Source organism: Streptomyces sp. NPDC002788, assembly GCF_053592115.1.
Window position 1 is genome coordinate 235,805 of sequence record NZ_JBSFVB010000007.1, and the last position, 24,824, is coordinate 260,628.

The following is a 24,824-nucleotide window of genomic DNA, read 5'->3' on the forward strand; positions in this document are numbered from 1 at the left end:
AGGGAGTTGAAATCATGGCCCCTGGCGCCATGAATCAGTGGACTCGTTCGCTCTCCGACGCCCAGCCGGTCCCGTACTGGCTGGACGACCCCGGCCGGCCCCGCCCCGAACCCGCCCTCACCACCTCCGAGACCTGTGACCTGCTCGTCGTCGGCGGCGGCTACAGCGGACTGTGGACGGCGTTGACAGCCAAGGAGCGCGATCCGCAGCGGGACGTGGTGCTGGTTGAGGGCCGCGAGGTGGGCTGGGCCGCCTCGGGCCGCAACGGCGGGTTCTGCGCCGCCTCCCTCACCCACGGCCTGCCCAACGGCCTCGCCCGCTGGCCCGAGGAGATCCACAAGCTCCAGGAGCTGGGCGCCCGCAACCTCGACGAGATCGAGGCGGCCGTCGCCCGGCACTCCATCGACTGCGACTTCGAACGCACCGGCGAGATCGACGTCGCCACCGAGCCGTACCAGGCGTGGGAACTGCGCGACCGGCACGAGGAGACGACCCGCCTGGGCCTCGCCGAGGGCGTCGAGTACCTGGACGCCGAAGCCGTACGGGAGCAGGTGAACTCACCCACCTTCCAGGCGGGCCTGTGGGACCGCAGGGGTGTGGCGATGCTGAACCCGGCGAAGCTCGCCTGGGGCCTGAAGCGGGCGTGCGTGGATCTGGGCGTGCGCGTCTACGAGCACACCCCCGCCCTGACGCTCGAGCCCTACGGCGCCGGCATGGCCGTACGCTCTCCCTACGGCCAGGTCCGCGCCCGCCGGGTCGCCCTGGGCACGAACATCTTCCCGAACCTGGTCAGACGCGTCCGCGCCTACACCGTCCCGGTCTACGACTACGCCCTCATGACCGAGCCGCTCAGCGCCGGCCAACTGGCGTCCATCGGCTGGAAGAACCGCCAGGGCCTCGGGGACAGCGCCAACCGGTTCCACTACTTCCGCCTGTCCGCCGACCACCGGATCCTCTGGGGCGGCTACGACGCCGTCTACCCCTACGGCGGCCGCGTCCGCGCCGAGTACGACGACCGCCCCGAGACCTACGCCGCGCTCGCCGGGCACTTCTTCACCTGCTTCCCGCAGCTGGAGGGAGTCCGCTTCAGCCACGCCTGGGGCGGCGCGATCGACACCTGTTCCCGATTCTCGGCCTTCTTCGGCACCGCCCACCAGGGCAAGGTGGCCTACGCGGCCGGGTACACCGGTCTCGGCGTCGGCGCCACCCGGTTCGGCGCCGAGGTGATGCTGGACCTGCTGGCGGGGGAGCGCACCGAGCGGACCGAGCTGGAGATGGTCCGCAGGAAGCCGCTGCCGTTCCCGCCCGAGCCGTTCGCCTGGACGGGCATCGCCCTCACCAAGTGGTCGCTGGCCCGGGCGGACGCGCAGGGCGGACGCCGCAACCTGTGGCTGCGGACGATGGACCGGCTGGGGCTGGGCTTCGACAGCTGACGTACGGGGTGTGAGCCGGTTCACTCCAACGAGATGGCGGAACCCGCGTAATGACCACCAGGAGACCTGTCTCTCCCTCGTGACGCGCTGCGCGTCCGCGGGATTCACGAGAGAGATGGGGGTCTTCCTGATGACAGGGGCGAAGACGGCGGTCGAGTGGCTCGCATCCGGCGCACCCGATCCCGAGGCCTGCCGCTGGGAGTGGGAGCGCAACCCGCTCGGGGTCGCGCTGCTGCCCGCCGGCCGTACCTGGGACGTGCTCATCCTGCCCGGCGTACTCGGCTGCGCCACGCTCGATGTGCTGACCCGGATCCTCGGCCGGCCGGGGCCCGTGCTCGTCGACTCCGGTGACGCGCGCATGGGCTTCTTCGTGCCGCCGGGCACCGCGGCCCGCTGGCTCGGCACAGGCATCCGCACGGCGGGTGCCGGCACCTGGATCGCCGTGCCGTACCCGGGCCGTTCGTCACCGGGCGGCGTGCGCTGGCTGGTTCCCCCGGACGGCACCGGCCTGCTGACGGACCCGGCCCTGCTGGAACTGGCGATGCACGAGGCGGCGGCGGGACTGGCCACGGAGAACGGCGATTAGGCCCTACCGGAGCTGCTCGGGCGGCGTGGTCCGCCTGAGGAGCAGCCACAGCGACGACAACAGCACCGTGCACAGACACCAGCTGGCCACCACGTCCAGTGGCCAGTGGTAGCCGCGGCGGACCAGACCGTAGCTCGCGCCGAGTACGAGCAGGACACAGGCGGTGACCAGGGCGCGGCGGGCGAACGCCGTGCGGAGCCAGGGGAACAGGAGCAGCGTCGCCGAGCCGTAGGCGACGGCGGCCGTGGCGGTGTGGCCGGAGGGGTAATAGCCGGTGCCGGGAGGGACGGCCGGGGTGCCCGGGCGGTCGGTGAGTTCCTTGAACGGGATGATCAGCGCCGGTACCAGGGCCATGAGCAGGGCCGCGGCGGCGACCGGCAGCCACCAGCGGCCGCTTCCGCCGCGCCGGGTGCGTACGGCCGCGTACCCGAGGGCGACGGCGAGGACCGGGACCGCGACCTGGGCGTTGCCCAGGTCGGCGAGGATCTCGGAGAAGCGATCCGGGCGGACGAGGTCGCGGCTGACCTGCGCGTCGAGTCGGACGAGCGGGCCGTCGGCGACGACCTGCCAGGTGATCAGGGCGAAGAGCAGGGCGGGAAGGCCGAACAGGAGGCTCGACCTCCCCGGCCGCGTTCTCCTGTCCCGCGCGGCGGACGCGGCGGGTTCCTGGTTCGCGGCGATCGGCATGGGGCACAGCTTGGCACGAGCACGAACGTCCACTCGCGGGCCCCTGCGGAGGATCACGTGAACCACCCGCCGCAGGACGACGGCCTCTTCGACCACTGCCCGTGGCTCTCCGCCGGGCAGGCATCGGACGAGCAGCGGGCGGGGCGGCACAGGAGCAGCGGCAGAAGCGGCTGGTCGCCGGGACCGAGCGGGGAGCCGTGTGCCTCGGCGAGGACTGCTGCGTGGCCGAGACCGCCGCGGTGTGCCCGGCGTCCTGCACCTGGGCGACCGCTCGTACATCGCGGCTCACGCCTGTGTCACCGGCGACATACGCACAGGCGCCGACCGCACGGTCTACTCAAGGGGGGACCGCACCGGCAGCCGTGTACCCGGCCGAAGGGGCGTAGAAGGAGGTTCGGCCGCCCCGGAACAGGGGGGGTGGTTCCGGGGCGGCCGAGCGGACCGGAACGTCGCGCGCCCCGGGGGGTTTGGGGCGGGCGACCGTCCGATCGGTGAGGAGATCCAGAGCGTCAGGCTCCGGTTGTGTGCGCGAGGCACGACCAGGTCGAAGCTGGGGAGGCCCCGGCCTGATGCCACCCACAGTCCCCTGTGGGCGGGTGTATCTCTCATCTGGGTAGAACCTACGACAGGGGTTTCGCCGAGGACAGGCCGTAGGGCCCCCTGTCATCCACCTCGCACACCTTCTTCACAGGCTCTGCCGCTCGCCGCCCGGTAGCGGAACCGGGGTGGCTCACCCGGCCCGACGACGGCTCCCGCGTGGCAGCGCCTCAGATGCGGGAGAAGGCCTGCTCGATGATGTCGAGGCCCTCGCCCAGCAGGTCCTCGCCGATCACCAGCGGGGGCAGGAAGCGGAGCACGTTGCCGTAGGTGCCACAGGTCAGGACCAGCAGGCCCTCGGCGTGGCAGGCCTTGGCGAGTGCGGCGGTCGCCTCGGGGTTCGGCTCCTTGGTGGCGCGGTCCTTGACCAGCTCGATGGCGATCATCGCGCCGCGCCCGCGGACGTCGCCGATGACGTCGAACTTGTTCTGCATGGCCGAAAGGCGCGCCTTCATGACGCCCTCGATGTTCTTGGCCCTGGCGTTGAGATCGAGCTCCCTCATCGTCTCGATCGAGCCCAGCGCACCGGCGCAGGCCACCGGGTTGCCGCCGTAGGTGCCGCCCAGACCGCCGGCGTGCGCGGCGTCCATGATCTCCGCCCGACCGGTGACGGCGGCCAGGGGGAGACCACCGGCGATTCCCTTGGCGGTGGTGATGAGGTCCGGGACGATGCCCTCGTCCTCACACGCGAACCACTGGCCGGTGCGGCAGAAGCCGGACTGGATCTCGTCGGCGACGAAGACGATGCCGTGGTCGGAGGCGAACTCGCGGATCGCCGGAAGGAAGCCCTTGGCCGGCTCGATGAAACCGCCCTCGCCGAGCACCGGCTCGATGATGATCGCGGCGACGTTCTCCGCGCCGACCTGCTTGCTGATCTGGTCGACGGCCTGGGCGGCGGCCTCGGGGCCGGCGTTCTCGGGACCGGTCGGCCAGCGGTAGCCGTACGCCACCGGCACCCGGTACACCTCGGGCGCGAACGGTCCGAAGCCGTGCTTGTACGGCATGTTCTTCGCGGTCAGCGCCATCGTGAGGTTGGTGCGGCCGTGGTAGCCGTGGTCGAAGACCACGACGGCCTGGCGCTTGGTGTACGCGCGGGCGATCTTGACGGCGTTCTCGACGGCTTCGGCGCCGGAGTTGAACAGCGCGCTCTTCTTGGCGTGGTCACCCGGGGTCAGCTCGGCGAGCGCCTCGGCGACCTCGACGTACCCCTCGTACGGCGTGACCATGAAGCAGGTGTGGGTGAAGTCGGCGAGCTGTGCCGACGCCCGCCGTACGACGGCCTCGGCGGAGGCGCCGACGGACGTCACGGCGATGCCCGAGCCGAAGTCGATGAGCCGGTTCCCGTCGACGTCCTCGATGATCCCGCCACCGGCACGCGCCGTGAACACGGGCAGCACGGACCCCACGCCCTGCGCGACCGCGGCGGTACGGCGGGCCTGCAGCTCCTGCGACTTCGGGCCGGGAATGGCGGTGACGACGCGACGCTCCTGCGGCAGTGCGCTCATGCGGGGCTCCTGGGGTGGTGCGGAGGGTGACATACGGACGCTTGGCTTCTTTTCTCGCAGGCTAGGGCGGGGGAAGGGGGGTGGGCATGCTCCATGTGGGCGTTGTCGGCAGACCGGCTTGTCCGAGGTGGACATGGCAGTCTGCGGGGCTGCTGCCCACGACCCGGCCGCGTAAGCGGTGAACTCCCCAGGGGAGGGCGTTAGATTGGCTCGCTGATGGTGGACGGAGCGGCCGGTCAGGGGGCAAGGGCGATGGACAGCGACGGGACGCAGGAGGCCCGGGGTACGCATGCGCATCCCGTGCCGCGTCCGGCGGGGCCGCCGGAGGTGCCCGCGATGCCTCCCCGGCCGCCCCAGGCACCGGCTGCGCCGCCGCTGCCGGACGGGTCGGCCTTCCTCGACTGGCTGCGCGCACCACGCCCCGACGCCGCGCCGGGCGTGTGGCGGTTCGGGCACCGGCCGCGGCCCGACGAGGAGCCCGAGGAGGTCCCCACTCGGCAGTTGCTGAGCGGGGCGCTGATCGCCTTCCTGGTGGGATGGCTGATCTGGTCGCTGCTGCAGAACGAGTACCTGGGCAACTGGTGGTGGGTGCCGTTCGACCTGATCGTCCCCGATGCCTGGCGCGGCGCCGACAGCGATCTCGGCGAGACCGGCACGTTCGTGGTGTACCGGGGGTACGAGCTGCTCGTCGCCTTGGGGATCATGGTCGGGGTGGCCCGGCTCGGCCGCTGGGGCGAGGTGTGGCGGCGCTTCGTCGCCCCCCGCTTCCGCCGGCCGGAGTCCCGGGCGGCGCAGCCGGCCCCGCAGGACGACCCGGCCCAGTGGACCGAGCTCCGCGCCGCCGGAGCCGCCGACGCCGCGGAGCGGCTCGCCGCCGAGGCCCGCTCCGGCCTGATGCGGGACGTCGACCACGCCCGGATCCTCCGCGCCTGGCAAGGCGTGCGCACCGGACGACACAGCCTCACCACCTTCAGCGGTGCCGTGCTCAAGGACGGCGCCGCCGCCTGCCTCCACCCCTCCGGAGAGCGCGACCTGCCCGCCCGGCTCGCCCGGCACGACCTGGTCACCGGGCAGGTGCGGCTCGGGACCACCGTGGACGACGCCCGCAACCCCTACGCCTACCGCGGGGCGGGGCTCGCCCTCGGCCCCGACCTGCTCGGCACCTCGCTCGTGGCCGTGGGTCCCGCCGGCTCCGGCAAGACCGGCACCCTCGTCCGTCCGCTCGCCGAGTCCCTGTGCCTGCAGGCCCTCGCCGGACGCGCCGCCGTGGTCGTGGTCGGGGCGGCCGGGGCGGGGCTCGGGCCGGCCGACGCCTACGACGTCGTCGTGCGGATCGGCCATCAGGAGTCCGAGTACGACCTTGATCTCTACGGAGGGACCAGCGACCCGGACGAAGCCGCGGCGGTGCTCGCCGAGGCGCTGGTCGGGGACCTCGCCGATCCGCATCCCGGGAATGACAGCCGACGGTCCACCACCGTCCTGGCCCGGCTGCTCGGGCCGTTCCGGGCCGTGCACGGGCGTTTCCCCTCGGTACCGGAGCTGCGGCAGCTGCTCGACGGTGCCCCCGGGCCGTTCGCCGCGCTGCGGCAGGGGCTTCAGGAGACCGGGCAGGAGTCGCTGCTGCGGGAACTCGACGCCCGGGAGCGGCAGATGGGGCAGCCCGGGGACGTCGGCGGGGTGCTCGCGGACCGCGTCGCGTTGCTCGACCGGCCCGCCTTCGCCGGGTTCTTCGACACCTCCGGGCAGTCGCGGCCGTTCACCCTGAGGGCCCTCGACCATCCCGTGCGCGTGCGCATCGATCTGCCCCAGCGCGGGCACGCCGACGCCTCCCGGATGCTCGCGCGGCTGGTGCTCGCGCAGTTCACGGCGAGTGTCGCCGTACGCGAGGACCGGTCGCTGTTCGCCTGTCTCGTGCTCGACGACGCGACCGGGGTGGTGACGCCCGAGGCCGTGCGCGGCATCCAGCGGCTGCGATCCGGCAACGCCGGTGTCGTGCTGACCCTGCGGACGCTGGACGACGTGGCCCGGCCGCTGCGCGGGCCCCTGCTCGGAGCCGTCGGGTGCCGGGTGGCGTTGTCGGGGCTCACACCGTGGGACGGGCAGGACTTCGCCGAGGTGTGGGGCAAGGAGTGGACCGAGGCCCGGGACGTCACCGACCGGCAGATCATCGCCGAGACCCCGGCCGGCAAGGCACTGCACGCGGTACGTCGGGTGATCACCGGCAAGGCTCCGACCGCGCGGGCGGTGACCGTACGCCAGGTCGAGCGGGAACGGTGGTCCGCGTCCGAGCTGGCGCACAGGGTGCCGGCCGGGCACGCGGTGCTGTCCCTGACCACGGTGCAGGGCGAGCACGCGCCACCGCTGCTGGTGGATCTGCGGAGCTGATCTCCTCTCACCGGTACGAGTACGCGGAGTCCGTACGGTGAGGCAGAATCGTCACAGGTCGTTCATACGCGGCGGCCAAAGACCACAGAGATCACATACAGTCCTGACGCAGAAGGCCTCATGCCCCCGACGCTCGCCTCGCTCGTGCACCACTCCGCGCTGAAACTCACCGTGCGGGCGGGGGAAGACCGTCTTGACGTGCCGGTGCGCTGGGCGCACGTCAGCGAGCTCGCCGACCCCGTCCCCTACATGGAGGGCGGCGAACTGCTGCTGATCACCGCGCTCAAGCTGGACGCCGAGGACCCGGAGGCCATGCGCCGCTACGTGCGGAGGCTGGCCGGCGCCGGGGTGGTCGGCCTCGGATTCGCGGTCGGCGTCAACTACGAGGAGATCCCCAAGGCGCTCGTCGACGCGGCCGGGGAGGAGGGCCTGCCGCTGCTGGAGGTGCCGCGCCGCACCCCCTTCCTGGCCATCAGCAAAGCCGTGTCCGCCGCGATCGCCGCCGACCAGTACCGCGCCGTCACCGCCGGGTTCGCCGCCCAGCGCGAGCTGACCCGGCAGGCGCAGACCGGCGGGCCGGAGGGGCTGCTGGCCGCTCTGGCCGCGCAGGTCGACGGCTGGGCGGCGCTGTACGACGCCTCGGGGGCGGTCGTCGCCGCGGCACCGGAGTGGGCGGGGCGGCGTGCCTCGCGGCTCACCGGCGACGTGCAGCGGCTGCGGGACCGCCCCGCGCCCGCCTCGTCCGTGGTCGGCGGGCCGGAGAACGAGGACCGGGTCGAGCTGCACAGCATCGGCACCGGCCGGCGCCCCCGCGCGGCCCTCGCCGTGGGCACGGCCTCCGCCCCCGGCACCGCCGAGCGGTACGCCGTCCACTCGGCCGTCGCGCTGCTGACCCTGACCACGGAGCGCTCCCGGTCCCTCCAGGCGGCCGAGCAGCGGGTCGGCACGGCGGTGCTGCGCATGCTGCTGGCCGGCGAGCCGGACCACGCGCGTGCGGTCGCCGGCGATCTGTACGGCGGGCTGCTGGACGCGCCGTTCCGGATGATGGTCGCCGAGCGGGTGCCGGTGTCGGCGTCGGCCGTGCTCGCCCGCGCCGAGACCCGCGCGGGTGCCCCGGCCGCCGACCGGCCCTCCGCCGCCGCGCTCGCCGCGGCCGACACGGGCGGTGACCCCCTCGCGGCGCTCGCCGATGTCATCGAGTCCGCGGCGGCCCGGGCCGGCGAGGCCGTCCTGGTCGTGCCGGAGGGGGAGCGGCTGGTGGTGCTGGCCGCGGACGGCGGTGCGGCCGCGGCGGCCTGCGCGGAGTACGCGGCCGCCCTGGAGACGGCCCGGGCCGGTATGCGCGAGAAGGCGCCGGGGGGCGAGGAGGGCGACCTGGTCGTGGGCCTGTCGGCCCCGGCCGGGCCGATCGCCGCGTCCGCGGCGTACAAGCAGGCCGAGCAGGCGCTGTCGGTGGCGCGGCGGCGCGGGCGTGTCCTCGTGGAGCACGAGCAGATGGCGGCCGGATCCGTGCTGCCGCTGCTGGCGGACGACGCCGTACGCGCGTTCGCCGACGGCATGCTGCGCCCGCTGTACGAGCACGACGCCACGGGCCGCGGCGACCTGGTCGCCTCCCTGCGCGCCTGGCTGTCCAAGCACGGCCAGTGGGACGCGGCGGCGGCCTGTCTCGGCGTCCACCGCCACACCCTCCGCTACCGCATGCGCCGCGTCGAGGAGATCCTGGGCCGCTCCCTGGACGATCCGGACACGCGGATGGAACTCTGGCTGGCCCTCAAGGCGACCTCGACGGACTAGCCAAACCGTAGTGTCCCCGCCCGTCACTGCTACGCCTCGGACAAACGCCGTTCGGCCACCTCGCACCTACCGTTGATCCGTAGCACAGGAACACCCCCAACGCCGAAGGGCCGGAACCCACATGACCTCCACCCACGCCTTCTGGCTCGCCGGCCGCCAGGCCACCGGCGAGGACACCTTCGACGTCAGCTCCCCGTGGGACGGGCGCCTCGTCGGCCGGGTGAGCGTGCCGACGGACGCGCAGGTCGAGGAGGCCGTGGCCGCCGCGTACGCCGTGCGGGACGGGTTCGCCGCCACCCCGGCGCACGTGCGGGCCGCCGCCCTCGACCACGTCAGCAAGCGCCTCGTCGAGCGCACCGAGGAGATCGCCCGGCTGATCTCCGCCGAGAACGGCAAGCCCCTGAAGTGGGCGCGCGGCGAGGTCGGCCGTGCCGTGTCCGTGTTCCGGTTCGCGGCCGAGGAGGCCCGGCGGTTCAACGGCGGCGAGGCCCAGCGCCTCGACACCGACCTCGGCGGCCAGGGCCGGCTCGCCCTCACCCGCCGCTTCCCGAAGGGCGTCGTGCTCGGTATCGCGCCCTTCAACTTCCCGCTCAACCTCTGCGCCCACAAGGTCGCCCCGGCCATCGCCGCCGGCGCCCCGATCATCCTCAAGCCGGCCCCGGCCACCCCGCTGTCCGGCCTGGTCATCGGCGAGCTGCTGGCCGAGACCGAGCTGCCCGCGGGCTCCTGGAGCATCCTGCCGGTCGCCAACGACAAGATGCCCGCCCTCGTGCAGGACGAGCGCCTGCCCGTGATCTCCTTCACCGGCTCCGAGCAGGTCGGCTACGCGATCATGGACTCGGTGCCGCGCAAGCACTGCACCCTGGAGCTGGGCGGCAACGGCGCGGCCGTCGTCCTCGCCGACTGGGCGAGCGACGAGGACCTGGATCGGGCGGCGAACCGCATCGCCACCTTCTCCAACTACCAGGGCGGCCAGTCCTGCATCTCCGTCCAGCGGGTCATCGCCGACGCCTCGGTGTACGACCGGCTGCTGCCGCGCATCGTCGCCGCCGTCGAGGCGCAGGTCACCGGCGACCCGAGTGACGACCGGACCGATGTCGGCCCGCTGGTCAGCGAGGACGCCGCTCAGCGCGTCGAGACGTGGGTCCGGGAGGCGGTCGACGCCGGGGCCCGGCTGCTCACCGGCGGCAAGCGCGACGGAGCCTCCTACGCCCCGACTGTCCTGGCCGAGGTCCCGGCCGACGTCACGATCTCCTGCGAGGAGGTCTTCGGGCCGGTTCTCACCGTGCAGAAGGTGGACGGCGAGGCCGAGGCCTTCGCCGCCGTCAACGACTCCAAGTACGGCCTGCAGGCAGGTGTGTTCACCCACGACCTGCAGACCGCCTTCCGGGCCCACCGGGCCCTCGAGGTCGGCGGCGTGGTCATCGGAGACGTGCCGTCCTACCGCGCCGACCAGATGCCGTACGGCGGCGTCAAGCAGTCCGGCGTGGGCCGCGAGGGCGTGCGCTTCGCCATGGAGGACTACACGTACGAGCGCGTGATGGTCCTCACCGGCATCGACCTCTAGCTCATGGGAACCATTTTCATATAGGCTCTGCGAAGAGGCCCGGCACCGATGCCTTCCGGTGCCGGGCCTCTTCTGTACGCCGGCCTGCTCCGGACCCTCAACCGGAGAAGCCGACGTGCGCGAGCCGCAGTGGGCCGCGCAGCCTGAGGTGCACGTCGTGGACGCCGACGGCGGCGACGGACGCGCTGAGGGAGACGTACTCGTACGGGCCAGGGGTCGGTGCGGCCGTGGACAGCACCGCGAGTGCCGGACCGTTGTCGAGGGACAGCTCCACCGTGCCCCCGCCGGCCACCTCCACCGTCACCCCGGAGATGCCGCGCCCGAAGTCGCAGGCACGGTAGACCAGTTCGCCGAAAGATGCGTCCGCCGGTGTCACCGCGTCACCCGAGACCTTCGTCCGGTCGACGATCTCGATGCCGCTCTGCTCGTCGAAGCCGGCCGCCGCGAGGCCGCCCGAGAAAACCGCGCGCGGCAGGGTGGGCTCGCCGTCGAGCGTGACCGTCGTCCGCAGCCGGACGTCCTCGCTGGAGGCCCCGGCGAGCAGTTCGTACGCGCCCGGCTCCACGCGCCACCGGTCCTGGGTCACATCCCAGAACGCGAAGGCGGACAGCGGCACTTCGAAGCTCAGCCCCACCGTCGCCCCCGGGCCGAGGGTGACCCGGCGGTGGTCCAGCAGCTCGCGGCGCGGACGTGGCACGGACGGGTCCACGGCCCTCGTGTAGAGCTGGGCGACCTCGTCGGCCGTGACGTCACCGGTGTTGGTGACGGAGAAGGAGACGTGCACCGTCCCGTCCTCGACCCGGGTGATCAGATCGCCGTACGCGAACGACGTGTACGACAGGCCGTGCCCGAAGGGGAACAGGGGCGTGCCCTCGAAGTACAGGTACGTCTGGCGGCTGCCGATCACGTCGTAGTCGAGGAGGTCCGGCAGGTCGGCGTCGCCGGCGTACCAGGTCTGGGGGAGGCGGCCGGCGGGGGAGACGTCGCCGGCCAGCACGCGGGCCAGGGCGGTGCCGGCCGCCTGTCCGCCGTGCGCGGTCCACAGCACGGCCGGGAGGCCGTCCGGGTCGACGGCGTACGGGTAGGCGGAGACCAGCGCCAGCACGGTGGCCGGGTTCGCCGCGCGGGCGGCCCGCAGCAGCCGCTCCTGCTGCCCGGGCAGGCGCAGGGTCGTACGGTCCTCGGTCTCGCGGCCGTTGATGTGCGGGTCGTTGCCCGCGACCACCACGACCACGTCGGCCGCCGCGGCGGCACGCGCCACCGCGTCCTCGCCGCGCTCGACGACGACCAGCTCGAAGACTTCGGGATCTTCTTCGGCAACCTTCACGCCGTCGGCGGAGACACATACATGCCGACCCGTCCCCAGGTGCCTGAGGAGGTGCCCGTTCCCGTGCGGTTCCAGGTTGAACGTCTCCTGGACGACCCAGCCGCCCGGCTGGTCCGCGGAGGCGCGGACGTAGCCGTCGTCGGCGACCGAGAGGTAGCGGCCGTCGGGGGCGCGCAGGGTCAGGACGCCCTCGCCCCAATCGACCAGCGCCAGCTCGGTGCCGGTCGGGTCGGTGGTGAGCGGGGGCAGGTCGGTGCGACCCGCGAGCAGCGCCGGGTCGAGCGCGCCCTCGGCGCCGCGCGCCGCGTCGGCGGCGTCCTCGGCCGCCGGTACGTGCAGGAACACACCCGCGGCCGTCTTCAGCCGGACCCGGTCCACGCCCTCGGCGAACTCCACCCGCGCCGCGCCGAACCGCTCGTACAGGCCCTCCAGCGGGGTCGAGCGGTGGAGGAGTGTGCCGCTGTACCAGTCGAGCTTGCACTCGTCGGCGAGCAGCCCGACCACCGCGACCCGGGTCTGTGGGGCGAGCGGCAGCACCCCGTCGTTCTTCAGCAGCACGATCGCCTGCTCGGCGGCCTCCTGCGCGAGGGCGCGGTGCGCCGGGGTGTCGAACTCGCCGGTCGCGTCGTGCGGGTCGTACTCAGGGTCGAACTCACCGAGCCGGAAGCGGACCGAGAGCTGGCGGCGGACGGCCCTGTCGAGGTCGGCCTCGGTGAGAAGGCCGCGCTCCAGGGCGCCCCGCAGTCGTCCGATCATCTGCGAGGAATCCGTGCCGTGGTCGGTGAAGCTGTCGACGCCCGCGACGAGGGAGGCGGCGGTGGCCTCCTCGTGGGTGTCGAAGTAGTGCTCGGAGTCGACCAGATTGCTCGGCGCGCCCGCGTCCGAGCAGACCAGCAGGTCCTCGTCGGTCCAGGCGCGCAGCTGCTCGCCCAGGTAGGGGGAGACGTGGTTGGGGCGCCCGTTGACCAGGTTGTACGCCGGCATCACCCCGGCCACCGCGCCCGCCTCGACGGTCTCGCGAAAGGCCCTCAGGTCGTACTCGTGCAGCACGCGCGGGCGCACCGAGCTCGACGTGGTGGAGCGGTCCGTCTCGTTGTTGTGGGCCAGCCAGTGCTTCAGTACGGGCGCGGTGCGCCAGTAGGCGGGGTGGTCGCCGCGCAGACCGTGCGTGTAGGCGGTGGCGATCGCCGAGGTGAGCTTCGGGTCCTCGGAGTAACCTTCCTCGTTGCGGCCCCACAGGGGGTGGCGCAGCAGGTTGACCGTGGGGGCCCAGACGTTGAGGCCGACCCGGTCGTCCTTGGCGCGCATCGCGCGGGCCTCCTTGGACACCGCGTCGCCCACGCGCCGCACCAGCTCCGGGTTCCAGGTGGCGCCGAGGCCGACCGCCTGCGGGAACACCGTCGCCGGGCCCATCCACGCCACGCCGTGCAGGGCTTCCTGCCCGGTGCGGAAGGCGGCGACGCCGAGCCGCTCGACGGCGGGCGCGAACTGGTGCAGGAACGCGGCCTTCTCCTCGAGCGTGAGCCGCGACAGGAGGTCGTCGATCCGCTTCGCGAACGGCAGACGCGGATCGCGGAACGGCGGCAGGGGCGGCGTGGGTGCGGTCACGTGGGATTCCCTTTGCATGGAGCGACAAGGCGCTTTCGAAGCGCTTCGATGCTCATTCGATGTGGGGGCGGGTGTCAAGACACCCCGGCGCAACAACTCGGGCCTTTCGGTGGCATTCCAAGCGGCAGACGCGTCAGATATCGATCGTGAACACCTCGGAGGAATCTTGGAATCGCCCCTTGTGCACCCCTGGGCCTTCACTTAACCTCGCAGCAACATCGAAGCGCTTCGACTGTGAAGTCCGCCACCAGGTGGTGCGCAGTCCTCGTCACGCGTCGGAGTATCGCTTCGGCTCAGCCAGTTCCACTCGAGACACCGCAGCCGACGGCCCACCGCCGGGTGTCCTGGTGCGCCATGAAGGGTTGACGCAATGACGCCGAACGCCGCCTCCGCCTCCTCCGGACCGAGCCGGAGAAGTTTCCTCGCCTCCACGGCGGTCGCCACCGCAGCGGTGGCGGGCGGGATGCCGCTGCTCGCCGCGTGTGGCGGGTCGGACAGCGGGTCGCGGGACGGGACCACGTCGGGCAAGGACGCCAAGAAGATCCTGCCGGCCTTCGTGGCCAGCAACGTGGTGAAGCCGGACATCCCGGCCAAGAACGGCTCGGCGATCGGTTTCACCAGCAAGCTCGACCTGGCCACGTTGAAGACCTCGGTCACGAAGAAGCTCGGCAAGGGTGGCAAGGTCACCATCATGTCGCCGTTCTGGGGCTCGCCGCCGAAGCAGAACAACTCCTACTACACGTCGATGAACGACCTGATCGGCGTCGACGTCGTCTGGCAGAACCAGGACGGCAACACCTACGACCAGAAGCTCGGCGCGGTTCTCGCCTCCAGCGACGTTCCGGACGTGGTGGTCATCCCCGGCTGGAACATGGGCGGCAAGATACCCAGCGCCATCCTCAGCAAGTTCGCCGACCTCGGGCCCTACCTCTCGGGGGACGCGGTCAAGGAGTACCCGAACCTCGCGGCGATCCCGACGGAGGCCTGGCAGCGCTCGATCTTCGGTGGCAAGCTGCGCGGCCTGCCGATGCCGGCGCCGTACGCCCCCAGCATGGTGCCCCTGTACCGGCAGGACATCTTCGAGAAGGAGGGCTACGAAGTCCCGAAGTCCTGCGACGAGTTCATGGCCCTGGCCAAGGAGATCACCAACGCCAAGGCCAGGCGGTGGGCCTGCCTGGACATGAAGTGGACCGCCTTCCAGGCGTTCGGTGTGCTCTCGGGCAGCGAGAAGCCGCTCGGCTGGAATCTCGTCGACGGCAAGCTCGTCAACCGCATCGAGACGGAAGAGTTCCTCGAGGCGCTGGAATGGTCCCGCAAGCTCTTCGCCGCCGGGGTCGTCCACCCCGACTCCGAGATGGGCAAGAACGCCCCCGACCCGGGCCCCAAGTTCGCGGCGGGCGAGTTCCTGATCTACCCCAACAACATCACCCAGTGGTGGAGCCGCACCGCTGAACAGGCCACTCAGAACCCGGACTTCAAGATCTGGGGCATGGACGTCTGGGGTCACGACGGCGGCAACCCCACCCTGTGGGCCGATCAGCCCGCCGGCATCTTCGCCTTCATCAACAAGAAGGCCTCCGAGTCGGTCATCCGTGACGTGCTGGCCGTCGCCAACGTCACCGCCGCGCCGTACGGCACCAAGGAGTACATGATGACCAACTACGGCGTCGAGGGCACCCACTACTCCGTCAAGGACGGCGTCCCGGTCAAGACCGACAAGGGCAACAACGAGGTGATGAACGCCTACGTGATGGTCGCGAGCCCTGCGGCGACTCTCGCCCACCCCGACTTCCCGGACGTCGCCAAGGGCCAGGTCGAGTGGCAGCAGCGGATGGGCGCCTTCACCAAGAAGTCCTCCTTCTGGGGCATGCAGATCACCGAGCCCGGCCGCTACACCAACCTCGGCAACGACTTCGAGCAGCTCGAGGACGACATCACCCGCGGCCGCAAGAAGATCAGCGACATGCAGCAGGCCGTCTCCGACTGGAAGAGCAAGGGCGGCGACAAGCTGCGCGACTGGTACAAGAAGATCCTCGACGAGAACGGCTCGGCGGCGAGCTGACCAGGCTCTGAGGCAAGGAGAACGGCCGTGTCCCACAGCACGGTGCCTCGGAGCAGGGCCGAGGCCGACATGACGGAGAGGACCTCGGTGGCGTCCGGCGGCGCCACCGGTTCACCGGAGAAGCGACCCTCGGGGAAACTGAGCCTGCGGCTCAGGTTCAGACGCGACCGCGTCCTGCTCCTGATGACCCTGCCGGCCGTCGTGCTGGTCCTGGTCTTCAACTACCTGCCGATCCTCGGCAACGTCGTCGCCTTCCAGGACTACGACCCCTACATCAGCGACAACGGCATCGTCTCCATGCTGAACAGCCCCTTCGTGGGCATGGAGAACTTCCAGCGGATCTTCGAGGACTCGGCGTTCTGGAACGCCCTCCAGAACACGCTGGTGCTGTTCTCCCTCCAGCTCGTGCTGTTCTTCCCGATCCCGATCCTGCTCGCGCTGCTCATCAACAGCGTGGTCAGGCCCCGGGTGCGGGCGGTGGCACAGGCCGTTCTCTACCTGCCGCACTTCTTCTCCTGGGTGCTGGTCATCGCCGTCTTCCAGCAAATCTTCGGCGGCGCGGGCATCCTCTCCCAGCTGCTGCGGCAGCACGATTACAACGGCCTCAACATCATGACCGACCCGAACACCTTCGCCCTCCTGATCACCGCGCAGAGCGTGTGGAAGGACGCCGGGTGGGGGATCATCGTCTTCCTCGCCGCGCTGGCCTCGGTCAGCCCGGACCTGTACGAGGCCGCCGCGATGGACGGCGCCGGCCGCTGGCGCCGCATGTGGCATGTCACGCTGCCCGCGCTGCGCCCGGTGATCGCCTTGCTGCTGGTCCTGCGGGTCGGCGACGCCCTCACCGTCGGTTTCGAGCAGATCCTGCTGCAACGCGACGCCGTCGGACCGGGCGCGGCCGAGGTCCTCGACACCTTCGTGTGGTGGAACGGCGTGCGCAACCAGGACTTCGGCTACGCGGCCGCCGCCGGACTCATCAAGGGCGTGATCAGCATCGGCCTGGTCCTCGCCGCGAACAAGGTGGCCCATCTTATGGGCGAGCAGGGGGTGTACAAGAAGTGAGCGCCGTCATCGACAAGCCGGTGAAGGAACCTGGCTGGTGGGAGGCGCCGCCCCGGCCGGCCTGGGAGGAGGCGCCCTCCAGGGCCGGTCTCGCCGGCAAGGGCCTCGCCCTGTCGCTGGCCTGCCTGGCGATCCTCTTCCCGCTCTGGATCGTGGTCGTCACCAGCCTGTCCTCACGCAAGACCATCGACGAGGCCGGCGGCCTGGTGATGGTGCCCAAGGACATCACCTTCATCGCCTACCAGGAACTGCTCAGCGGCGGCCAGGTCACCCGCGCGGCGATCATCAGCGTCCTCGTCACCCTGGTCGGCACGCTGTTCTCGATGACGGTGTCCGTCCTGTGTGCCTACGGCCTGTCCCGCAGCGGCTCCCTCGGCCACCGCTGGATCCTGATGACGCTGCTGGCGACCATGTTCTTCAGCGCCGGTCTCATCCCGACCTACCTTCTGGTGCAGTCCCTCGGCCTGACCGACAGCTATCTGGCGCTGATCCTGCCGAGTGCCCTCAGCGTCTTCAACATCCTCGTGCTGCGCGGCTTCTTCATGGGGATCTCGCAGGAGCTCATCGACAGTGCGCGGATCGACGGGGCCGGGGAATTCCGGATCCTGCGGCAGATCGTCATGCCGTTGTCGCGGGCGGTGCTCGCCGTTATCACGCTGTTCTACGCCGTCGGGTACTGGAGCGCCTGGTTCAACGCCTCCCTGTACCTGAACGACCAGGACATGATGCCGCTGCAGAACGTCATGATCCAGCTCGTGCAGAAGCAGGAGGCGCCGGTCGGTCTGGGCCAGGCCATCAAGACCGGTCAGCTGTCGGGGCTCGCCGTGCAGATGGCCGTGATGGTGATGGCCCTCCTGCCGGTCGCCGTCATGTCCCCCTTCGTCCAGAGGCACTTCAAGAAGGGCATGCTCACGGGGGCCGTCAAGGGGTGACGCCCCTTGAGTGACGTCCCGCCGTAGGACTGTCGGTCCTTCGCTGTCCGCGGCTCTGTTTGGGCTTGTCGCGCAGTTCCCCGCGCCCCCGAAGAAGGGGCACCCACTTCCCCCCTTCGCATGAACCGAGGTATGTCATGAGCACGTTTCATCTCAGCAGACGCTCCGTGCTGGCCGGGACCGCTGTCGCCGCCGCGGTCGTCTCCCTTCCGATGGTCCAGGGACGTGCGCAGGCCGCCGCTCCCGCCGGGGCCGCGTACCGCTGGCGCAACGCCGTCCAGGGCGGCACCGGGTTCGTCACCGGCGTCCTCTTCCACCCCTCCGTCCGCGGCCTCGCCTACGCCCGTACCGACATCGGCGGTGCCTACCGCTGGGACGACCGGACCGACCGGTGGATTCCGCTGACCGACCACATCGGCTGGGACGACTGGAACCTGCTCGGCGTCGAGGCCATGGCCGTCGACCCGGCCCATCCGAACCGGCTGTACCTCGCCCTCGGCACGTACGCGCAGTCCTGGGCCGGCAACGGGGCCGTACTGCGGTCCGAGGACCGGGGGGCCACCTGGAAGCGCACCGACCTGACCGTCAAGCTCGGGGCCAACGAGGACGGGCGTGGCTGCGGGGAGCGGCTGCTCGTCGACCCGCGGAACAGTGACACTCTGTGGCTCGGCACCCGGCACGACGGGCTGCTCAAGTCGACCGACCGGGGCGCCACCTGGAAGGCCGTGAGCTTCCCGGCCACCCCCAGCGCCACCGGCCAGGGCATCACCCTCCTCGTCGCGGCGGGCCGCACCGTCTACGCAGGCTGGGGCGACTCCGACGGCACCTCCGCGAACCTCTACCGAACCGCCGACGGCACGACCTGGGAGGCCGTCCCCGGGCAGCCCGCCGGCACCGCGGCCAAGGTCCCGATCCGGGCCGCGTACGACCGGCACACGCGCGAGCTGTTCGTGACGTACGCCAACGCACCCGGCCCCAACGGGCAGTCCGACGGCAGTGTGCACAAGCTGCGCGTCAGCAGCGGGAGGTGGAGCGAGGTCACCCCGGTGAAGCCGGGCGGCACGACGGCCGACGGTTCCGCCGACGCCTTCGGCTACGGCGGTGTCGCCGTGGACGCCCGCCGGCCCGGTACGCTCGTCGTCTCGACGAACAACCGCTGGGCCGACATCGACACCGTCTACCGCTCCACCAACGGCGGCCGCACCTGGACCTCCCTGAAGGACAGGGCCGTCCTCGACGTCTCCGAGACGCCGTACCTCAAGTGGGGCGGCGACAAGCCCAAGTTCGGTTGGTGGATCCAGGCCGTCGGCCTCGACCCGTTCGACTCCGAGCACATCGTCTACGGCACCGGCGCGACCCTCTACGGCACCCGTGACCTCAAGAACTGGGCCCCGGAGATCCGCGGTCTGGAGGAGGCCTCCGTACGCCAGCTGGTCTCGCCTCCGACCGGCGAGGCGCACCTGATCAGCGGGTCCGGGGACATCGGCGTGATGTACCACGAGCGGCTCACGGCATCGCCGTCGCGCGGCATGGCGTCGAACCCGGTGTTCGGCACGGCGACGGGACTCGCGCTGGCCGCGGCCAAGCCGTCGTACGTCGTGCGGGCCGGGTGGGGGGACAACGGCAACGGTGCCTACTCGAACGACGGCGGAAAGACCTGGGCGCCCTTCAAGACGCAACCCGCCATCGCCAAGGACGCGCCGGGGCCGATCGCCACCAGCGCCGACGGCGGCGTGCTGCTGTGGTCCTTCGTGCACTGGGACGGCACCAGGTACCCGGCCCACCGCTCGGCGGACAACGGCGCCACCTGGACCGAGGTCACCTCCTACCCGAAGGGCGCCGCCCCGGTCGCGGACCCGGTCGATCCGAACCGCTTCTACGCCTTCGACACCACCACCGGCACGCTCCACGCCAGCACCGACGGCGGCCGGACCTTCTCCGCGCGGGCCACCGGCCTGAACTCGGGCGACAGCGAGTTCCAGTTGACGGCGGCCCCCGGGCGCTCCGGTCACCTGTGGCTGAGCCTGAAGTGGAACGGGCTCTACCGCTCCACCGACGGCGGCGCCACCTTCACCAAGGTCGGCAGCTGCTGGGCGTCGTACACCCTCGGCTTCGGCAAGGCCGCCGAGGGCGCCTCCTACCCGGCGGTCTACATGGTCGGCTCCACCGAGACGATCACCGCCGTGTACCGCTCGGACGACGAGGCGAAGACCTGGACGCGGATCAACGACGACCAGCACCAGTGGGGCTGGATCGGCGCGGCCATCACCGGCGACCCGCGGGTGTACGGCCGGGTCTACATCGCCACCAACGGGCGCGGAGTGCAGTACGGGGAGCCCGTCTGATGCAGCAGCGAAAAGGGCCCGGCCTGAGTGATGCCACCCGGGGCCGTCTCCTCTTCGGCGGCGACTACAACCCGGAGCAGTGGCCCGAGGAGACCTGGCGCGAGGACGTCCGGCTCATGAAGGCCGCGGGCGTCAACTCGGTCACCCTCGGCGTCTTCTCCTGGTCGACGCTCGAGCCGGAGCCGGGCGCGCGGGAGTTCGGCTGGCTCGACACGCTGATGGACCTGATGCACGCAGGCGGTATCGGTGTCGTCCTCGCCACCCCGACCTCCGCGCCCCCGCCCTGGATGGGCCGGCTGCACCCCGACACCCTGCCCGTCACCGAGGAGGGCCGCATCGAGTGGTGGGGCGGTCGCCAGCACTTCTCGCACTCCAGCGCCACCTACCGGCGCTACGCCGCCGCCATCACCGAGGACCTGGCCGCCCGCTACGGAAGCCACCCGGCCCTGACGATGTGGCACATCAACAACGAGTACTGCACCTTCGACTACGGCGACGAGGCCGCGGCAGCCTTCCGCCGCTGGCTGCGCGAGAAGTACGGCACGCTCGACGCTCTCAACGAGGCCTGGGGAACCGCCTTCTGGAGTCAGGGCTACGACTGCTGGGACGGCGTCCTGCCGCCCCGGCTGCCGCACTACATGCGCAACCCCGCCCAGGTCCTGGACTTCCGGCGCTTCACCTCCGACATGCTCCTGGAGTGCTATGCCGCCGAGCGCGACATCGTCCGTCGGCACACTCCGCACCTCCCGGTCACCAGCAATTTCATGCCGCTGTGGTTCGGGCAGGACGCGTGGCGCTGGGCGGAGGAGGAGGACGTCGTCTCGGTCGACCTCTACCCCGACCCGCGCGACCCGCTCGGCGCGCAGAACGGCGCTCTCGTCCAGGACATGACCCGCTCCCAGGCACGCGGGCCGTGGATGCTCATGGAGCAGGCGGCCGGGCCGGTCAACTGGCGGGGCGTGAACCACCCCAAGCCTCGGGGCCTCAACCGGCTCTGGTCGCTCCAGGCGGTGGCCCGGGGCGCCGACGCCGTCTGCTACTTCCAGTGGCGGCAGTCCCGGCAGGGCGCCGAGAAGTTCCACTCCGGCATGGTCAGCCACGCCGGGGAGGAGGGCCGGACGTACCAGGAGGTCAAGCGGCTCGGCGCCGATCTGGAGCGGATCGCCCCGGCGGTGGCCGGCCGGCACATCACCGCCAACGTGGCCGTCCTGCACGACTGGCACGCCTGGTGGGCCGGCGCCCAGGACGGCCGCCTGTCCAGCCGGGTGGAGTACCCGGACGTCCTGCGTGCCTGGCACCGGGCCCTGTGGCAGGCCCACCTCACCACCGACTTCGCCCACCCCGAGCACGACCTGACGCCGTACTCGGTGGTCGTCGTGCCCCAGCTGTACGCGCTCACCGACGCGGCGATCGACAACCTCCTCGCCTACGTACTGCAGGGCGGCACCCTCGTCTGCGGATTCCTCACCGGCGTCGCCGACGAGGACGACCGTGTGCGTCCCGGCGGCATGGACGCCCGGCTGCGGGAGCTGTTCGGCATCCGCACGCTGCACGAGTGGTGGCCGCTGGACGCGGGGGAGACCGTCGCCTGCGAGGGCTTCCGGGGCACGCTGTGGTCCGAGGAGCTGGAGGGGGACGGCACCGCCGAGGAGACCGTGCCGTACAAGGGCGGCGAGCTCGACGGACTGCCCGCGGTCCTGCGCAAGGGCAGGGCCTGGTACCTCTCCACGCTCCCGGAGCCCGAGTCGCTGCGCGACCTGCTGGCCTCGATCGCTCAGGGCGCGGGGGTCCGCCCGGTGCTCGACGGCCTGCCCGAGCAGGTCGAGGGCGTACGCCGGGGGGAGCTGCTGTTCGTGCTCAACCACGGCCGCGAGCCGGTGACCGTCGAGGTGCCCGGCACCCACCACGACCTGCTGACGGGCACGGACGTCACCGGCCGGGTCACCCTCGGCCGCTACGAGGCGGCGGTGCTCCGGCCATGACCGCCTCCGCACCCGTCCACGGCACCTGGGAGCCGCATCCGGCCACCCGCTGGGAGGACGCCTTTCTCAGCGGCAACGGCCATCACGGCGCCCTTGTGTTCGGTGACCCGAACGCTGAACGGGTCATCGTCACGCACCACACCCTGGTGCGGCCCAACGGCAGGGACCCCCGGCCCCCGCAGCTCGCCGCCGACCTCCCCGCCCTCCAGGACCGACTCCTCGCGGGTGACACGACCGCCGCCGAGAGCTTCACGGACGGCCGCCCCCACCAGTGGGTGCAGCCCTTCCACCCGGCCTTCCAGGTCCGGCTGGACAGGCCCGCCGACGCCCGTCACGACTACCGCCGCGAGGTCGACTTCACCACCGGCGTGGTGAGCGCGACCTGCGCCGGCTGGACGAGCCGGGTCTTCGTCTCCCGCGCCGACGACGTGATCGTCCAGCACGTCACCGGCCCCGGCCTCACCCTCGACATCGAGCTGGACCACCGGCTGCCCGGTGCCCCCGCCGGGCTGGGCATCGGCCACGGGGCCGTCCTCACCCCCGAGGGCGCGCTGCTGAGCCTGCGCGCCCGCTACCCGGGCAGCGACCGGTCCTGCACCGGCGTCACACAGGTCACCGTCACCGGGGGCACGACGACCCTGGTGCCCCCGGGCGTGCGCATCGAGGGCGCCCGGTCCGCGCTGCTCCTCACCCGGGTGCACCGGCACACCGGCGAACTCGACGTGGTCGCGGAGGGCCGGGCCCTGCGCGACCTGCCCGCCGACTACGACGCACTCCTCGACCGCCACGTCACCCCGCACCGCACCGCCTACGAGCGCGTCACCCTCGACCTCACCGCCGATCCCGCCGAACGGGCCCTGCCCGGATCCGAGTTGCTGAAGCAGCCCCGCAGCGCCGCCCTGCTGGAGCGCCTCTTCGCCGCCGGCCGCTACCACCTGCTGTCCGCGAGCGGCCTCTTCCCGCCCCGCCTGACCGGGCTGTGGACCGGAGACTGGAACACCGCCTGGTCGGGCGCGTTCACCAACGACGCCAACCTCAACCTCCAGACGGCCTCCGCCGCTGCCGCCGCCCTCCCCGAGGTCGCCGAGGCCCACGCGAACCTGATCGACCGCCAGCTCCCCGACTGGCGCGACAACGCCCGTGCGATCTTCGGTACCCGGGGCGTGGTCGCCCCCGCCCACACCGACGGCGAGTCCGGCCACTCCTACCACTACAACCGCGAATACCCCCTGCACCTGTGGACCGCCGGCGCCGACTGGCTGCTCAAGCCGCTCGTCGACCACGACGAGACACAGGGCACCCGCGACCCGCGCACCGCCGCCGCACTGGCCGAAGTCGCCCTCTTCTACGAGGACTTCCTCACCCGCACCGACGAGGACGGCCACCTCGTCGTCGTCCCCTCCTACTCACCCGAGAACCGCCCCGCCAACGCGAGCTGGGGCACGATCAACGCCGCCATGGACCTCTCCGCGGCCCGCCACGCCCTGCGCACGGCCGCCGCCTACCACCCGGACACCCCGGACGCCGACCGCTGGAGCGCCCTCGCCGACCGGCTCCCGCCGCACCGGATCAACGAGAACGGGGCCCTCGCGGAGTGGACCTGGCCCGGCCTCTACGACTCCTACGACCACCGCCACCTCAGCCACCTGTACGGCGTCTGGCCGCTCGACGAGATCACCCCCTACGACACCCCCCCTCTCGCCGCCGCCGCGCACCGCGCTCTCGAACTGCGCGGAGCCGAGAACGACTCCGCGCACGGCCACCTGCACCACGCCCTCATCGCGGCCCGGCTCAGGGACGGCGACCGCGTCGCCCACGCCCTCGGCCAGGTCCTGGACGGCGACTTCTTCCACGCCTCCCTGATGAGCGCGCACTACCCCGGCCGCGACGTCTACAACGCCGACGCCGCGCACACCCTGCCCGCCGTGCTGATCGAGATGCTCGTGCAGTCGACCCCCCACCGGCTGGTCCTGCTGCCCGCGCTGCCGACGGCGTACCCCAGCGGCGCACTGCGCGGTGTGCGCACGCGGTTCGGGGCCGGACTGGACCTCACCTGGAGCCCGGACGGCGCCACCGCCGTCATCCGGCCGAGCCGTACCGTCCGCGTCGAACTCAGGACTTCCTCCGCCGCCGAGCCCCTCGACCTCGTCGCCGGAGAAGACCGCGTCCTCACCGTGAGGGCGCGGTGATCCCCCCGCAGTTCCCCCCACCCATGGAAGGGACACCATGGCAACACGCACACTGAGCAGGATCACCAAGGCACTGCTGGCCCCGGCCCTCGCGCTCGGTGCCACCGTCGGCCTCGCCTCCGCCCCCGCCTCCGCCGCCGTCTGGAACTCCTGCGACCAGTGGGGCAACACGAGCCTGAACGGCTACACGCTCTACAACAACATCTGGGGCTCCGGCGCCGGCAGCCAGTGCGTCTGGGCCAACTCCGGCACCAACTGGGGGGTCTGGGCCAACCACCCCAACACCGGCGGCATCAAGTCCTACCCCAACTCGAAGAAGGTGATCAACAAGTCGATCACCTCCCTCTCCTCGCTCAGCAGCAACTACAACGTCAGCGTCCCGTCGTCCGGCGCGTACAACACGTCGTACGACATCTGGGACACCGACTACGACTACGAGATCATGCTCTGGATGAACTACAACGGCGCCGTCGGCCCGATCGGCACCTCCCAGGGCAGCGTGACCCTCGGCGGCCACACGTGGAACGTCTACAAGGGCAGCAACGGCCACAACGAGGTCTTCTCGTTCCTGCGGACGTCCGACTCCAACTCCGGCAGCGTCAACATGCTGCCCATCCTGAAGTGGATCAAGGACACCAAGAGGTGGATGGGCAACGAGACCATCGGTGACGTGCAGTTCGGCTACGAGATCACCTCGTCGTCCGGCGGTCTGAACTTCACCACCAACAACCTGACGGTCAGCAGCAGCTGATCCTCGGGTCTC

Annotated in this window: 15 protein-coding genes; 12 read left to right on the forward strand and 3 right to left on the reverse strand. The window is 71.6% G+C overall.

Annotated features, from left to right (window positions below; translation table 11 throughout):
• Positions 1-14 precede the first annotated feature (14 nt).
• Positions 15-1,433, forward strand: a complete 1,419-nt coding sequence (locus ACWD1U_RS15800) for an NAD(P)/FAD-dependent oxidoreductase (protein WP_451107841.1) — start codon at positions 15-17, stop codon at positions 1,431-1,433.
• A 130-nt stretch (positions 1,434-1,563) separates the two neighbouring features.
• Positions 1,564-2,019: a hypothetical protein gene (locus tag ACWD1U_RS15805; protein ID WP_451107842.1), complete on the forward strand. Its 456-nt coding sequence runs from the start codon at positions 1,564-1,566 to the stop codon at positions 2,017-2,019.
• A gap of 3 nt (positions 2,020-2,022) precedes the next feature.
• On the opposite strand, the gene ACWD1U_RS15810 is transcribed toward ACWD1U_RS15805, so the two are convergent.
• Positions 2,023-2,706: a phosphatase PAP2 family protein gene (locus ACWD1U_RS15810; RefSeq protein ID WP_451107843.1), complete on the reverse strand. Its 684-nt coding sequence runs from the start codon at positions 2,704-2,706 to the stop codon at positions 2,023-2,025.
• A gap of 767 nt (positions 2,707-3,473) precedes the next feature.
• On the reverse strand, positions 3,474-4,808 hold the full coding sequence (gene gabT, locus ACWD1U_RS15815) for a 4-aminobutyrate--2-oxoglutarate transaminase (protein ID WP_451107845.1): 1,335 nt from the start codon (positions 4,806-4,808) through the stop codon (positions 3,474-3,476).
• Positions 4,809-5,060: 252 nt separating this feature from the next.
• Between gabT and ACWD1U_RS15820 the strand changes: the two genes are divergently transcribed.
• The 3 genes from ACWD1U_RS15820 to ACWD1U_RS15830 all read left to right on the forward strand — a co-directional run bounded on the left by ACWD1U_RS15820 (position 5,061) and on the right by ACWD1U_RS15830 (position 10,554).
• A complete protein-coding gene (locus ACWD1U_RS15820; protein WP_451107847.1) occupies positions 5,061-7,193 on the forward strand; it encodes an ATP-binding protein in 2,133 nt (710 codons plus the stop codon).
• 120 nt (positions 7,194-7,313) lie between these two features.
• Positions 7,314-8,987 (forward strand): PucR family transcriptional regulator, encoded by a 1,674-nt coding sequence (locus tag ACWD1U_RS15825; protein ID WP_451107848.1) that lies wholly within the window; start codon positions 7,314-7,316, stop codon positions 8,985-8,987.
• Between the two features lie 121 nt (positions 8,988-9,108).
• Positions 9,109-10,554: an aldehyde dehydrogenase family protein gene (locus ACWD1U_RS15830; RefSeq protein WP_451107849.1), complete on the forward strand. Its 1,446-nt coding sequence runs from the start codon at positions 9,109-9,111 to the stop codon at positions 10,552-10,554.
• A gap of 97 nt (positions 10,555-10,651) precedes the next feature.
• Here ACWD1U_RS15830 and ACWD1U_RS15835 read toward each other — a convergent pair whose 3' ends face one another.
• Positions 10,652-13,489 carry a glycoside hydrolase family 3 C-terminal domain-containing protein gene (locus ACWD1U_RS15835; protein ID WP_451107850.1) on the reverse strand — a complete coding sequence of 946 codons (2,838 nt, stop codon included), beginning with the start codon at positions 13,487-13,489 and terminating at the stop codon, positions 10,652-10,654.
• Between the two features lie 370 nt (positions 13,490-13,859).
• Here ACWD1U_RS15835 and ACWD1U_RS15840 point away from each other — a divergent pair, with 370 nt between their 5' ends.
• The 7 genes from ACWD1U_RS15840 to ACWD1U_RS15870 all read left to right on the forward strand — a co-directional run bounded on the left by ACWD1U_RS15840 (position 13,860) and on the right by ACWD1U_RS15870 (position 24,812).
• Positions 13,860-15,551, forward strand: coding sequence for an extracellular solute-binding protein (locus tag ACWD1U_RS15840; RefSeq protein ID WP_451107852.1), 1,692 nt, complete (start codon positions 13,860-13,862; stop codon positions 15,549-15,551).
• A 27-nt stretch (positions 15,552-15,578) separates the two neighbouring features.
• Positions 15,579-16,613, forward strand: coding sequence for an ABC transporter permease (locus ACWD1U_RS15845; RefSeq protein WP_451107854.1), 1,035 nt, complete (start codon positions 15,579-15,581; stop codon positions 16,611-16,613).
• The gene (locus tag ACWD1U_RS15850; RefSeq protein ID WP_451107855.1) at positions 16,610-17,545 is read left to right on the forward strand and encodes a carbohydrate ABC transporter permease; all 936 of its coding nucleotides are present in this window, start codon (positions 16,610-16,612) and stop codon (positions 17,543-17,545) included. Before ACWD1U_RS15845 ends, ACWD1U_RS15850 begins: the two co-directional genes overlap by 4 nt.
• Positions 17,546-17,682: 137 nt before the next feature.
• Entirely contained in the window at positions 17,683-19,890 is a 2,208-nt protein-coding gene (locus ACWD1U_RS15855) for a WD40/YVTN/BNR-like repeat-containing protein (protein WP_451107857.1), read from the forward strand.
• On the forward strand, positions 19,890-21,872 hold the full coding sequence (locus ACWD1U_RS15860; protein WP_451107858.1) for a beta-galactosidase: 1,983 nt from the start codon (positions 19,890-19,892) through the stop codon (positions 21,870-21,872). The genes ACWD1U_RS15855 and ACWD1U_RS15860 overlap by 1 nt, the downstream gene beginning before the upstream one ends.
• Complete coding sequence (locus tag ACWD1U_RS15865) at positions 21,869-24,061, forward strand: glycosyl hydrolase family 95 catalytic domain-containing protein (RefSeq protein WP_451107859.1); 2,193 nt, start codon at positions 21,869-21,871, stop codon at positions 24,059-24,061. The genes ACWD1U_RS15860 and ACWD1U_RS15865 overlap by 4 nt, the downstream gene beginning before the upstream one ends.
• 37 nt (positions 24,062-24,098) lie before the next feature.
• Entirely contained in the window at positions 24,099-24,812 is a 714-nt protein-coding gene (locus ACWD1U_RS15870; protein WP_451107861.1) for a glycoside hydrolase family 12 protein, read from the forward strand.
• Positions 24,813-24,824 lie beyond the last annotated feature (12 nt).

Coding starts and splice junctions, on each gene's coding strand:
- ACWD1U_RS15860 (WP_451107858.1), top strand. CDS start 19,890: ATGCAGCAGCGAAAAGGGCCCGGCCTGAGTGATGCCACCCGGGGCCGT.
- ACWD1U_RS15855 (WP_451107857.1), top strand. CDS start 17,683: ATGAGCACGTTTCATCTCAGCAGACGCTCCGTGCTGGCCGGGACCGCT.
- gabT (WP_451107845.1), bottom strand. CDS start 4,808: ATGAGCGCACTGCCGCAGGAGCGTCGCGTCGTCACCGCCATTCCCGGC.
- ACWD1U_RS15820 (WP_451107847.1), top strand. CDS start 5,061: ATGGACAGCGACGGGACGCAGGAGGCCCGGGGTACGCATGCGCATCCC.
- ACWD1U_RS15800 (WP_451107841.1), top strand. CDS start 15: ATGGCCCCTGGCGCCATGAATCAGTGGACTCGTTCGCTCTCCGACGCC.
- ACWD1U_RS15870 (WP_451107861.1), top strand. CDS start 24,099: ATGGCAACACGCACACTGAGCAGGATCACCAAGGCACTGCTGGCCCCG.
- ACWD1U_RS15840 (WP_451107852.1), top strand. CDS start 13,860: ATGACGCCGAACGCCGCCTCCGCCTCCTCCGGACCGAGCCGGAGAAGT.
- ACWD1U_RS15810 (WP_451107843.1), bottom strand. CDS start 2,706: ATGCCGATCGCCGCGAACCAGGAACCCGCCGCGTCCGCCGCGCGGGAC.
- ACWD1U_RS15830 (WP_451107849.1), top strand. CDS start 9,109: ATGACCTCCACCCACGCCTTCTGGCTCGCCGGCCGCCAGGCCACCGGC.
- ACWD1U_RS15805 (WP_451107842.1), top strand. CDS start 1,564: ATGACAGGGGCGAAGACGGCGGTCGAGTGGCTCGCATCCGGCGCACCC.
- ACWD1U_RS15825 (WP_451107848.1), top strand. CDS start 7,314: ATGCCCCCGACGCTCGCCTCGCTCGTGCACCACTCCGCGCTGAAACTC.
- ACWD1U_RS15865 (WP_451107859.1), top strand. CDS start 21,869: ATGACCGCCTCCGCACCCGTCCACGGCACCTGGGAGCCGCATCCGGCC.